Origin of the sequence: Oceanobacillus sp. FSL K6-0118, assembly GCF_038006665.1 — a bacterium.
GTDB lineage: Bacteria > Bacillota > Bacilli > Bacillales > Amphibacillaceae > Oceanobacillus > Oceanobacillus caeni.
Genome location: NZ_JBBOVR010000001.1, coordinates 123,325 through 136,499, shown reverse-complemented (window position 1 = coordinate 136,499; position 13,175 = coordinate 123,325). Strand labels below are relative to the sequence as shown.

Here is a 13,175-nt window from a genome sequence, read left to right as displayed (position 1 = left end):
ATTTATCCATAAGTAGAATAAACTATATATTACTCATTTTGTTCATAAGTTTCACGGAGAATATATCTGCGTTCTGGTCTTCCAACACTTCCATAAATAAGTTTTGTTTCAATCTTATTTATGGAAACTAAATACTCTAAATACCTTCGTGCAGTGGAACGACTTGTCCCAATTTGCTTGCTGAGCTCTACAGCAGTTATTCCTTCTATGTTTTTTTCCTTAAATAAACGATTAATCTCATTCAATGTAATAGAATCAATTCCTTTTGGTAGATTTGTCGTCGTTATTGTGGAAGAATTAGGTAATTCCTGAAAACCTACAATCCGATCAATCTCCTTCTGACTCAATTCTTTGTTTGATTCTAACTGTTGTCGGAAATCTTTATACCTTAATAGTGTTTGCTCAAAGCGTATGTTATCAAAAGGTTTAACGATAAAGTCAAAAATCCCACCACGAAACGTCTCCTGAATGGTTTCCACTTCTTTTGCTGCTGTCACAACAATAATATCAATTTCATGATACGTTTTACGAATTTCCCAAAAGAGGTTAACACCCTCCACATCAGGTATGTAAATATCCAATAAAATCAAATCAGGTAAACATTTTGTGTTTTTAAGAAAATGTAACGCATCTTTTCCACTATTAACCGTATCCATGACTTTAAATCCATTTACTTTTTCCACATATTGCCGATGAATTTCAGCAACTCTAAAATCATCCTCCACGATGAGTACAGAGAAATTTTGACTCATTTGTTTATCCCCCTAGTTTCTTTGGTATGCTAATGATAAAACAAGCTCCCCCTAATTCCGCTTCTTCTAAAATAATTTCCCCACCAACGGCATATACCGCTTGCTTGGACAATGCTAATCCTGTACCATGATGTACTCCCGGTTTAGTTGAGAATCCTTGTTCAAATAAGTGGGGAATATCCTTTTGTTCAACCCCTGCTCCAGAGTCTTCTATTTCAAATACAACTTCTTTTCCGATATCTGTAAAGAAAATAGATACTTTGCGTTCTTTCTCCATATTATTCTTCACTGCTTCGAATGCGTTCTCAATGATGTTGCCTAAAGAAGTTAAGATGGCATCCTGTTGAGCTTCCGAAAGTTTATATGTTAGCTGACTGTAAGGATTAATCGATAAAGTAACTCCAAGCTCAAGTGCTTGGTTGGATTTCCCCAGTAATAAAGCATGTATCAATGGGTCGGTTACATTTTCTGTTAAAAATTTCAATCTTTCACTTTGCAGGTTATTTTCCTTTTTAATAAAATTTATGGCTTCTTTTATTTTATTGTTTAACAGTAAGCCAAGTATAATATGCAGTTTATTAGAATGTTCATGTGTTTGTGCTCTTTGTGCGTTTGCATATTGCTTAATACGAGATAATTCCTCGGTTATTTTTTGTAGTTCGCTTTTTTTACGAAAAGTAATGACTGCTCCCGTAATAACATTTTCCGAATACACGGGTGTTTGGTTTACTAATACGACTTGGTCACCAAGAACCATTTCCCTATCATGAAATATCTCTCCCCTAGAATCAGTAATTGCTGGTAAGATTTGCTCGATTGAAGTCTTTTTATAATCATAATCTTGTTTGCATTGGAGAATTTGCATTGCGGCTGAATTGATGGTTGTGATAAATCCGTTATGATCAATCGCAATAATTCCCTCATGTGTGGACTGTAAAATAGCTTCATTCTGCAAATACAAATGAGAAATCTCCTCTGGTTCCATATTATACAATAATCTTTTTATATGATAGGAAATAATAATAGCGCCTATAATTCCAATTAGAACAATAATGCCTAATGTATACCAAATGGACTTACTCTGATTGGTAATAATATCTTGAATACTATCATTTAGAAAACCGACAGATACGACACCTATAATCTCTTGATTAGCGTATATTGGTGCTTTTCCCCGAATAGATAAACCAAGCGACCCCTCTTTTTTGGATATGTATGATTGGCCATGTAACAAAGCCCGATCATTGTCTCCCCCGACCATTTTCTTGCCAATTTTATTAGCATCTGGATGTGAATACCTTGTCCCGTTCCTATTGCCTACAACAATAAATTCAGCACCAACTTCTTCTTGTATAGGAGTGACAATATCCTGAATAACAAGTGAGGGATCCCCTAAAGAAAAGGCATTTTTTATCTCCGGAATATTTGCTATACTTTGAGCAACGCTTAGTGCTCTTTTGCCCATTTGATCTTCAATCGTTTTTGATAGGAAATGATGTAGAAATAAGGCAAAAGTAATACATATTCCGACAAGTAATAAGCTTATTAGCGTTATCATTTTCAACTTTAAATTAAACTTTACTTTCGGGTATATGCCAATTTTCCTTATATTTCGCTTCGTATTCGCCATATATGGATGACACCTCAAATTTTGAATGAATATATATCTATTATAGCAATTCAGGTGTCATCGGGATAGATTCCATTCCTACTAGCTGAAAAAAATTAAAGAAGATGACTTCTGGAAGTCATCTTTCTTTAACTTCTTTGAAAGGTAATGGTAATATTATAAGGTAATTCCATTTTAGACATTTTAGCACCCTATTTTACATGTTATTCATAATAATGGGGAAGATAAAAAAACGTAAATTAGGAATGTATATTGGAGGATATAGCATGTTCAAAAAAGCGCCTGATAAGTTTTTACTTTATTTAGTGGATTTTGCTAAACATCTAGACAACACAGTGGAGTACTTTGTAGAGTATAAAGTAAAGGATGCAGAAACACTTAAGGAGTTTGCAGAAAAAATCAAAGAGTACGAATCGATTGCAGATGATAAGGTACATACAATCATCAAAGATTTAAATGAAACTTTTATTACACCAATTGAAAGGGAAGATATCCTTCAATTAACGATGAATTTGGATGATATTGTTGATGGAATGGAGGAATTCACCGCTTATATGGAGATTTTTCAAATTTTATCATCCAATGAATTTATGAATAGATTTACCGATTTTATTCATAAATGTTCCAAGGAAATAGTAATCTCCATAGACTTATTAGCAAATGGACGGTTAAAAGATTTGGAAAGCCATGCGATTCAGATCAAGGATTATGAGAGTAAATGTGACAGTTTATATCATGACTCGCTAAAAGATCTTTTCCAAAATGAAAAGGACCCAATTAAGGTCATTCAATATAAAGAAATTTACGATACGTTGGAGGATATTGCTGATTATTGTCAGGATGTTGCAAGTACACTTCAAAGTATTATGATGAAAAACGCGTAATGAGGGATAACCAATGGAATTAGTCATCATATTAATAGTCATATTTGCACTAGTATTTGATTTTATCAATGGTTTCCATGATACTGCTAACGCCATTGCAACATCTGTATCAACAAGAGCATTGTCGCCAAGAAGGGCAATTATCCTTGCTGCTGTCATGAACTTTGTAGGTGCGTTAACGTTTACAGGTGTTGCACAGACGATTACAAGTGGAATTGCGAATCCTTTCGAGTTAGAAAACGGCCTAACTGTCATTCTGGGTGCTTTATTTGCTGCGATTGCTTGGAATTTAATTACTTGGTATTTTGGAATTCCGAGTAGTTCATCCCATGCCATTATTGGAGCAATTACTGGTGCTGTGATTGTTGCAGCTGGTCTTCAAGCTGTTCATTTCGGTGGATTTTTATCTATTTTAGAGGGACTTCTTCTTTCACCGATTATCGCATTTGTTGTTGGTTACTTAATTTATGCCATTATTAAAGTTCTTTTTAAAAATGCTAATCTTGCCAAGACAAATAAACAGTTCCGTAGCGTACAAATATTAACCGCAGCCGTTCAATCCTATGCACATGGGACAAATGATGCCCAGAAATCAATGGGGATTATCACGATGGCATTGATTGTCGGTGGTTTACATGATACAACAGATGTCCCTTTCTGGGTTCAACTTTCTTGTGCCACGGCAATGGCGCTTGGAACATCAGTTGGTGGTTGGAGAATTATTAAGACTGTCGGCGGTAAAATTATGAAAATACGCCCAGTGAATGGGGTGGCAGCTGATTTGACAGGAGCTGCTGTCATTTTTGGAGCAACATTAATTCATTTACCAGTAAGTACCACCCATGTTATTTCTTCTGCGATTCTAGGTGTTGGATCATCCCATCGAGTAAAAGGAGTAAACTGGGGAATAGCTAAGCGGATGGTTATTACTTGGGTTATTACACTTCCAATCTCTGCAATGTTAGGTGGATTATTCTGCTTAATTCTTAATTTGTTTCTTACTTAATCAAAAGGACCCCAAGCATATGCTTGGGGTCCTTTTTAGCTCTTCGTCCGGCTGAATGCCTATTTTTTTATTTCGTATAATTATCAAAATATCCTTGAATAAAGATGATTGGTGTTCCTTTATCTCCGCTTCCGGAAGTTAAATCAGACAGGGAACCAATTAGATCAGTTAGTTTTCTAGGTGTTGTTCCTTGTGCTTCCATGGCACCAACAAGGTCTTCTTCTTTATTATTAATAAACTCAGAAATAGCCTTTTGTAATTCTTCCCCTTTAAGATCAGAGAAGTTATTATCAGCTAGATATTTTAATTTCACTTCATTTGGTGTTCCATCGAGTCCAGATGTGAAAGCTGGTGATACGACAGGGTCAGCCAGTTCCCATATTTTGCCTACAGGATCCTTGAATGCTCCGTCTCCGTATACCATTACTTCTACGTTTTTACCGGTTTTTTCTTGAAGCATTCTTTGAATCCCATCAACAACCGGTTGACAATCACGTGGGAAAAGTTTTACACGGTCCTCAGATGCTTTATTTGATCCAAGTAAACCATACTCCTCATTATAGCCGCTTCCATCAATAGATTCTGTTAGGATATTATCAAGGCTATATATCTTTTCTCCGCCATTATCTTTAAGGATTCTCTTCGTTCTCAATCTAGTATGAATGTCACAAGCTAATACGCTTGTCGTATATTCTAATATAGATTTTGGATTGTTAGAGAAAATGACTTCACATTCGATTCCATATTCTTCAACAATTGATTTGTAATAGTCGATATAATCTACGCCAGTAAACGTGTGTTTGTTTTCTCCAAAAAGCTCGCGGAATTGTTTCTCTGTTAAAACATCTGTCCAAGGATTAACTCCCTTTTCATCAAGTTGGTCAATATCGACTAAATGGTTACCAACTTCATCAGATGGATAGCTCAACATGAGTACGATTTTCTTCGCACCTTTTGCAATTCCCCTTAGGTTAGTAGCAAAACGGTTACGACTTAAAATGGGGAAAATAACCCCAATTGTATCATCACCAAATTTGGATTGGACGTCTTTAGCGATATGGTCAATTGTTGCGTAGTTACCTTGAGCACGAGCAACAATGGATTCTGTTACTGTTACGATATCTTTATCTTGAATAGAAAAACCTTCTACTTCAGAAGCTTTTAATACACTATCTACAACAATTTCTTCTATTTGATCCCCTTGGTTAATAATAGGGCAACGTAAACCTCTAACAATAGTTCCAACTACTCTTTCCATTTGAATCGCTCCTTAAAAAGTAAGTTCATAACCTCTATTTCCACTATACATTTTTTAAGAATATAAGTAAAATTAATATATATAATAGTAGATATAAGAGGTGGTTATATGGTGAGTAAATTAGACTTATACAAAGTCTTCTGGATGGTAGGTAGGGAAAAAAGTTTTTCCAAAGCGGCAAAAAAGTTATATACTACTCAGCCGGCCGTAAGCCAGTCCATCATGCAATTGGAGAGGGAATTAGGAACCCGTTTATTTAATAGAACTGCAAAAGGGGTTTCTTTAACAGATGAAGGGAGCCTTCTATTTGAGTATGTCCATTCATCCCTTAATCTAATCGATACGGGTGAGCAAAAAATATTAGAAATTAAAAATTTAACGGCCGGTGAATTAAAGATAGGGGTAGGTGACACCATTTCTAGACACTTCTTACTGCCCTATTTAGAAACGTTTCATAATAACTATCCTAAGATAAAATTTAAAATACTAAATGGAACAACCTTTGAAATATTATCCTTTTTAAAATCCGGGGAGGTAGATATTGCAGTTTGTAATCTTCCAGTGGATAATCAATCGTTTGAAGTAATTCCTTACATTGATATTCATGATACATTTGTTTGTGGAGAGAAGTATAAGAGCATCCTTTCCAAACCATTAGATTTAGAGGACCTAGCAAAGCTTCCCTTAATTTTTCTTGAGCCTAGTTCTAATTCTAGGAAATATGTGGAGGATTATCTTTTATCAAAAGGGTTTAAACTTTCCCCAGAGTTTGAATTAGGTTCTCATGACTTGTTATTAGATTTTGCGAAAATTAATTTAGGATTAGCTTGTGTAACCAGAGAGTTTTCGCTCGATTATTTAAATAGAGGATTCGTATATGAAGTACAATTGAAAGAAGAAATACCGAAGAGAAGTATTGGGGTATGTTACTTAAAAAGTGTCTCTCTTTCACCTGCAGCAGCCAAATTTGTGGAACTAATCGGAGAAAGGAGATTGTGAATTTTAGGGGGAATGGGTAAATTTCCGATAATTCTGTGTTAGACTCTCATGTTTGACACTAAAAATCGCCAAAAACACTGCTAAATCAATGTTTATGGCGATTTTTTTAAGGCATAAAACTGCGTACTATTTTTCCCTTTTGGTTTGTTTAAAAATTTTTTTCATATTTTTTTGAGTAACTATTTCGTAGTCAGTTCTAAAGCCAAATGCATCATGTAATGCATCCGTAATTTCTGTTCGAGTATATACAGGTATGTATCCTTCTCCATCCAATTCTAGCATGTTCATATTTCTTAACGTACTAATTAATTCAGGACATGTAAATCTTTCATCCAACTTTTTTTCTAGAATGCGATAGATCAATAAGGACAAAAAGCATGTTAGAAAATGTGCCTTTATTCGGGTTTCTCTTTGCAAGTAAACTGGTCGAGCCTGGAATTCACTTTTTAGTATTCGGAATGTCTCCTCAATCTCCCATCGCCCATGATTTATCTTAATTATTTCCTCAATAGTTGATTCTAGATTGGTACATACGGCATAAAATCCATCATACATGGATTCGTTATCAATCTGTTTCTGATTCAGAGTTGCTTGCGTCTTATCCGCAATTTCACCATTGTCTGTTACATGTGTCGCTTTAATGAATCTCTTTGGGTCATTCTGATTATGTTTATTCAACGAGCTTGGATTTTCCATCTTTTTCTTCGCTCGTTCAACTTGTTTAGCTCGAATGGATGATTGATAACGCTGATAAACAGGGGAGTAGGTGACAATTAACTTTTGTTCTAGATCATTTTCCTTGATCCAACGCTCTTTGTAGTACGTTCTCTGGTCATTTTCGAGATTGCGAATGTCATTCAAATTTATCTTTTTATTACTTCCTGGTATTCGCCACCCTTCAGGATCCAGAGACCATTCCTTCAAAAATTTCTTCAGTTTTTTGATAGACTGCGTAGTTACAAAGGCGCGTTTTCCTCGAGTATTATATATCCGATTCTTATTTGAAGATAGACCGGCATCTGTACATACAACAAATTTTGAAAGGTTAAAGTCCTTTAAAATACGACGTTCCAACGGTTTCAAGGTTGTTTGTTCATTTCTATTTCCAGGTGTCATACTAAAAGCAAGTGGAAGGCCTGACCCATCCATGAACAGTCCCATTTGAACAATTGGGTTGGGGCGATTTTCTTTAGAAACTCCATATTGTTTTAAACCGTCTTCTTCTTCGATTTCAAAGAAAAAGTTTGTGCAGTCATAATATAGAATCTGTGTGTTTCTATCCACTACATTTAGACTGTTTTTATACACCATTTCCTCTATGTAATCTGATTGCTCGGCGAGGACACCAAGTGCCCGATAAATTTGATGTGACTGAAAATGTGCAGGTTCAAGTAAGTCTTTCGAATGTTCAAACGTTCCTTTTTTAGAGGTCGGATGTAGAATCCGTAAATAAAGAAGGCGCGAAAGTATTTCATTCAGATCATATTTGAATTCATACTCCTGAGATATCTTCTGGCAAATTTTATCCAGTTTTAACCCATGGTAAATAGATTGTAAAAAGAGGTAACCAGCATTAAATAGCGTCTGTTTATTCAATGGTATTTGCTTGGCAGGACTGTATTTGGTGACGATTTTATAGTTTCGTTCCTTTTCTTCCAGTGTTAACTTTTTAGCGTATTCTTTTGCCCAGGTATAGGGATCCACACCAGGATGCTTTTCTAAAATTTCTTTGTCATTTCCCAAGGCTTCAACAACTTTGGTTGTCCTTTTATTGCCCCGATAAATATCTTTAATTACAAAATAAGACTTGGAATTTTTAGAACGACTCACTTTAATACGCATAAAATTACCCCCAAAGCAGCTAATGTTACCTTAATTATAGTATATTACGAAATGTTACGCAATAAAATTATGAAAAATTTGACAAAAAAATAAAGCCGTACCAAGGCTTTTGCGCGTTTTTTTTATTTTAGGGTGTCAAACTCCCGACTAATCGGAGAAAGGAGATTGTGAATTTTAGGGGGAATGGGTAAATTTCCGATAATTCTGTGTTAGACTATTTGTATCATAGAAGTATTAATTTGGGGGATTTTTAATGAATGTAAAAGAAGTACAAAATGACTTAATGCAACGAACAAAAAAAGGGGTAACCATGTTTTATGTTGGAAGCCTTTATTGGTTTCTAATGGGAATTTTAGGTCTTTTCGATATGCATATTAACCTGTTAGGATTAATTTATTTAATAGGTATTGGAACGCTATTTCCATTAGGTATCTTAGTCTCGAATCTGCTTAAGATCGATTTTATTGCAAAGGGTAATGAGTTATCGAACTTTGCCGGTGTAATTGGAGGAATGCAACTATTTTTTGCTCCGATTTTAATCATCATTTATATGGAGAAAATTGAGTGGTTACCATTTTTTATTGCTGTCTTGACTGGTGCTCATTTCCTTCCATTTAGCGTTCTTTATAAAAGTAAAGGATTTATATTTCAATCCATGGCGGTTGTATTGTTTTCTTCTATTGTCGGATTTGTTTTTATGGATTACGTTTATAAAATTTTACCTTTTGGCTTAGGAATCATATATTTAATAACTATTATTTTACTTCTGAACGAAAATAAAAAACTGACTCTTGAATTAGAAGGACAATTGATCAAAGAGATGCAAATTTAAAGAAACAAATTTTTACAAAAAACGAGATGTATTTCCCGGGGAATATTTTAATTTGCCATATAATATGGAGAAGTTTGTCGTAATTTTGGTGGAGCGTTTGTCTGCCACTTTTAGGAAAACTTTACCTAAATTAAAAGGTTTAAGTTGGAGAGAATAGTCATTAGACCCATGTTAAGTCTATTTGTATTGGCAAAAAATTACGTATAGTTTTAAAAGTGAAAGTAAACATCTAAAGTAAATTATGGTAAAATAGTGGAATGAACTAAATGTAATATTTTCGCAAATTATATTTTGTCAATTTTGTTTCATTACATATTTTTAGCGAAATTTAAATTATTTAAATTGGGGGGAATATACTATGGTTATTGGTCTTGTTATCATATTATTACTAGTTTTATTTTTACCATTTCTAGTAAAACCCATTGAAGAGAATTTAGAACCTTTCTTATTTGTTATGGGTTTGTTGGCAGCAATTGTAAGTGGAGTGCTTAACAAGGAATTATGGTTCGACGCCTTGAAGGATCCAATATTCATTACATTAGCTGTACTCATCGCTGGATTACTATTTAAATGGATGAAGGGCCCTATTGAAAAGTCCATATTAAGTATTAGTCAGAAAATGAACATCCGCTTATTTTTGGCTTTAATCATTATTATTTTAGGATTGTTATCTAGTGTGATTACTGCAATAATTGCTGCAATCGTGTTAGTATCCATTGTAAGTACATTGAAGCTAGATAGAAAGACAGAAATCCGTGCTGTTATTTTAGCTTGCTTTTCTATCGGATTGGGTGCTGTGTTAACCCCAATTGGTGAGCCGTTATCAACCATTGCTACAAATAAATTAAACGAAGAGTTCTTCTATTTATTTAACTTAATCGGTTTAGAGGTTATCTTTGCTGTAGTTGCGATTGGTATTATTGCATTCTTTACATTAAAACCAGGTAAAAGTGACAGTAGCTTAGAAGGTAGCAATGAGGCTGAGGGATATCCAGAAATTATCATTCGTTCCATTAAAATATATCTATTTGTTATGGGACTAACACTTCTTGGTGCAGGATTCGAGCCGCTTGTAAATATGTACCTATTACATTTACAGCCGGGCGTACTGTATTGGATCAATATGATTTCCGCTATTCTTGATAATGCTACACTAGCTGCTGCGGAAATTAGCCCATCAATGGATGCCGGTACAATTCGTTTCTTATTATTAGGGCTTATTATTAGTGGAGGAATGCTCATCCCAGGAAATATTCCTAATATTATTTCAGCCAACAAATTAGGAATTACGAGTAAAGAATGGGCGAAGTTTGGAGCTCCTTTTGGTTTAGGTGTAATGGTTTTATTCTTTATCTATCTTTTGATTGTTGGATAAGGGATCCATTTAAGACTTAGCAAATGGACAAGCTTTTATTAATAATTAAATATTGGTTAGGGAGTTATGCTCATGCAGAAAGAAAGCTTTATACTCCCTTGCTACCAAAGAAATCCATCTTGTGAAACAAGGTGGATTTTTAATATGTTTAAAAAGAAATGTTAGACCTCCACACCTTTTGTGAAAAAAAAGACTTGTAAAAAGTGAATGACGGGGGACACTAAGTTACTAGTTAAGGAGGTATTTTACTTGAACATAGCAGATACGATGACCATTATAGCATTTATCTTTAGCGCTTTTATTTTGGCGTCTATCATTGTGATCCTACTCTATTTATTTTTTGTAGATCGAAATCAAAGGCAACATCCGGTTTTACGAAATTATCCAGTTTTGGGACGGGTAAGGTATTTCCTAGAACAGATTGGTCCTGAATTAAGACAATACTTATTTAATAGTGATTTAGAAGGAAAACCATTTAATAGAGATGAATACCAGCATGTTGTAAAGAAAGCGAAATATAAACGTGATGTGATTGGGTTTGGATCTTTAAGGGACTTTGAAAAGCCGGGTTACTATATACGTAATTCAATGTTTCCAAAACTGACAGAGGAAATTAATATGGACGTTGATAGTAAGGTGACAACAAATAGATACTTGCTACTTCAGGAACCTTTATTTATGCACCGAAAGGAAATACTGGAAAGTCATGAATCACCTGCATATTTATTAAAAGATGAAGATGCCATCGTAATTGGTAAGGATTGTGAACAGCCTTTCGTTGTGAAAGGACAAATTGGAATGTCTGCGATGAGCTATGGATCATTGGGGAAAAAAGCAATTACAGCACTCTCTGAAGGACTGGGCATGGCAAAAGGGAGTTGGATGAATACTGGAGAAGGCGGACTATCTGAATACCATCTTAAAGGGAACGTCGATATTATAATGCAAATTGGTCCTGGACTTTTTGGTGTAAGAGATCCGAAAGGGAATTTTAGCTGGGAGGCGTTAAAGGAAAAGGCAAAAGTTCCCCAAATCAAAGCATTTGAATTAAAACTAGGACAAGGTGCCAAAACTCGAGGTGGCCATATTGATGCGGAAAAGGTAACAGAAGAAATAGCAAGAATTCGAATGGTGGAGCCATTTAAGTCGATTGATAGTCCGAATCGCTTTAAAGAGTTTAGTGACTTAGCCTCTTTATTTTCATTTATGGAGGATGTACGAACGACGACAGGAAAGCCTATTGGAATGAAAGTTGTTATTGGTAGTTTCCATGAAGCAGAAGAATTAGCAAAACAAATAAAAGAGACTGGAGTAGGGCCCGATTTTATTACAGTAGATGGTGGAGAGGGAGGAACAGGTGCATCTTATCAGGAATTAGCTGATGGGGTAGGGTTACCTATTAAGTCTGCCTTACCATTAGTCCACAAAGCTTTAGTGGACTACGGGGTAAGGGATAGGGTCAAGATTATTGCCTCTGGTAAACTCATTTCTCCGGATCGCGTAGCTGTTGCTCTAGCCATGGGAGCAGATTTAGTAAATATTGCAAGGGGATTTATGATCACAGTTGGATGCATTCAAGCATTGAAGTGTCATTCCAATGCTTGTCCTGTAGGGGTTGCAACGACAGACCCTGACTTACAAAAGGCCCTTGTCATTGAGGAGAAGAAACATCGAACTGCAAACTATGTAATATCGATGAGAAAAGGGTTATTTCGTATAGCTGCTGCTGCTGGCTTAGATTCACCCGTGAAGTTTAAAGAGGAGCACGTCGTATATAAGGATGAAAAAGGTAAGGTATCGCCTTTGGAAGATAGGATATTCTTGGAATAATTCCCCCAAGGGGTTAGCCGTTTTTCAGTCGAAATAAAAGGATTCCTATATATTTTCTATGTCTCAAGGAGTGAACTGTATGTCTTGTTTTTGCCCAGAGATTTGGCCAGAAGATCCAACGCCAAAGATTCAAAAAGACTGTAAAGAATGCGGGTTGTATGATCAAGGATCACGTATGATTTGGGGAGAAGGAACTCCTAGGGCTCCAATTATGATTGTATTAGATAATCCAGGAGCAAGAGAAAATCGTGAAGGAAGTCCCTTTGTATGTGGAACAAGACAGACTTTGCAAAAGGCGGTCTTTGAAACAGGATTAAAGAAAGAACAGATTTACGTTACTTATATTTTAAAAAGAAAACCTATTCGTGCATATGAGAAGGACAGAACAAGGGCAATCTGCATGCGTCATTTGGAAAATCAACTTGAGGTACAAAAACCGTCTCTAATTTTGTGTTTAGGAAATGTCGCGGTACAGTCATTTTTCCGTAATCAGGAGTTGGATGTAAAAGGATTGAGAGGGAGCTGGTATGAAGTCGGAGGATACCAAACAACAGTTGCTTATCATCCACTTGCCGTTCGACGTAGGCCAAATTTATATCCATTATTTCTGGAGGATATGCAATTCGTTGCAGCGGAGTTGAAGGCTAAAAGATAGATGTTGGGATTCATGGGTTAATAAATAAGCTTATAAAAAGGCTTGCCATATCGAGTCATGGAGAGCCTTTTAAAATTTACGAATATAGTCTTCAATGTCTGCTATTCCTAAT

At 35.4% G+C, this 13,175-nt stretch carries 11 protein-coding genes; 7 read left to right on the top strand and 4 right to left on the bottom strand.

Going from position 1 to position 13,175, the window contains the following annotated elements; genetic code table 11:
• Positions 1–29: 29 nt before the first annotated feature.
• Together MHI02_RS00610 and MHI02_RS00605 are read right to left on the bottom strand one after the other, a co-directional pair.
• Complete coding sequence (locus tag MHI02_RS00610) at positions 30–752, bottom strand: response regulator (RefSeq protein WP_341165572.1); 723 nt, start codon at positions 750–752, stop codon at positions 30–32.
• Positions 753–756: 4 nt separating this feature from the next.
• Positions 757–2,382: a sensor histidine kinase gene (locus MHI02_RS00605; RefSeq protein WP_341165571.1), complete on the bottom strand. Its 1,626-nt coding sequence runs from the start codon at positions 2,380–2,382 to the stop codon at positions 757–759.
• A 266-nt stretch (positions 2,383–2,648) separates the two neighbouring features.
• Between MHI02_RS00605 and MHI02_RS00600 the strand changes: the two genes are divergently transcribed.
• Together MHI02_RS00600 and MHI02_RS00595 are read left to right on the top strand one after the other, a co-directional pair.
• Positions 2,649–3,266, top strand: a complete 618-nt coding sequence (locus MHI02_RS00600) for a DUF47 domain-containing protein (RefSeq protein WP_047186812.1) — start codon at positions 2,649–2,651, stop codon at positions 3,264–3,266.
• Between the two features lie 13 nt (positions 3,267–3,279).
• Positions 3,280–4,272, top strand: a complete 993-nt coding sequence (locus MHI02_RS00595; protein WP_341165570.1) for an inorganic phosphate transporter — start codon at positions 3,280–3,282, stop codon at positions 4,270–4,272.
• A gap of 67 nt (positions 4,273–4,339) precedes the next feature.
• On the opposite strand, the gene MHI02_RS00590 is transcribed toward MHI02_RS00595, so the two are convergent.
• Positions 4,340–5,530: a coenzyme F420-0:L-glutamate ligase gene (locus MHI02_RS00590; RefSeq protein WP_047186814.1), complete on the bottom strand. Its 1,191-nt coding sequence runs from the start codon at positions 5,528–5,530 to the stop codon at positions 4,340–4,342.
• 108 nt (positions 5,531–5,638) lie between these two features.
• On the opposite strand from MHI02_RS00590, the gene MHI02_RS00585 reads away from it, so the two are divergent.
• Positions 5,639–6,529 (top strand): LysR family transcriptional regulator, encoded by an 891-nt coding sequence (locus MHI02_RS00585; RefSeq protein WP_047186815.1) that lies wholly within the window; start codon positions 5,639–5,641, stop codon positions 6,527–6,529.
• Between the two features lie 126 nt (positions 6,530–6,655).
• Here the strand turns inward: MHI02_RS00585 and MHI02_RS00580 are convergent, their stop codons facing one another.
• The gene (locus MHI02_RS00580; protein WP_047184088.1) at positions 6,656–8,371 is read right to left on the bottom strand and encodes an IS1634 family transposase; all 1,716 of its coding nucleotides are present in this window, start codon (positions 8,369–8,371) and stop codon (positions 6,656–6,658) included.
• Between the two features lie 253 nt (positions 8,372–8,624).
• Here MHI02_RS00580 and MHI02_RS00575 point away from each other — a divergent pair, with 253 nt between their 5' ends.
• From MHI02_RS00575 to MHI02_RS00560, 4 genes are all read left to right on the top strand, one after another.
• Positions 8,625–9,203: a DUF7010 family protein gene (locus tag MHI02_RS00575; RefSeq protein WP_341165569.1), complete on the top strand. Its 579-nt coding sequence runs from the start codon at positions 8,625–8,627 to the stop codon at positions 9,201–9,203.
• Positions 9,204–9,561: 358 nt separating this feature from the next.
• Complete coding sequence (locus MHI02_RS00570; protein WP_047186818.1) at positions 9,562–10,578, top strand: DUF1646 family protein; 1,017 nt, start codon at positions 9,562–9,564, stop codon at positions 10,576–10,578.
• Between the two features lie 249 nt (positions 10,579–10,827).
• Complete coding sequence (locus tag MHI02_RS00565; RefSeq protein WP_047186819.1) at positions 10,828–12,408, top strand: FMN-binding glutamate synthase family protein; 1,581 nt, start codon at positions 10,828–10,830, stop codon at positions 12,406–12,408.
• A 79-nt stretch (positions 12,409–12,487) separates the two neighbouring features.
• Positions 12,488–13,063 (top strand): uracil-DNA glycosylase, encoded by a 576-nt coding sequence (locus tag MHI02_RS00560; protein WP_047186820.1) that lies wholly within the window; start codon positions 12,488–12,490, stop codon positions 13,061–13,063.
• Positions 13,064–13,175: the final 112 nt, after the last annotated feature.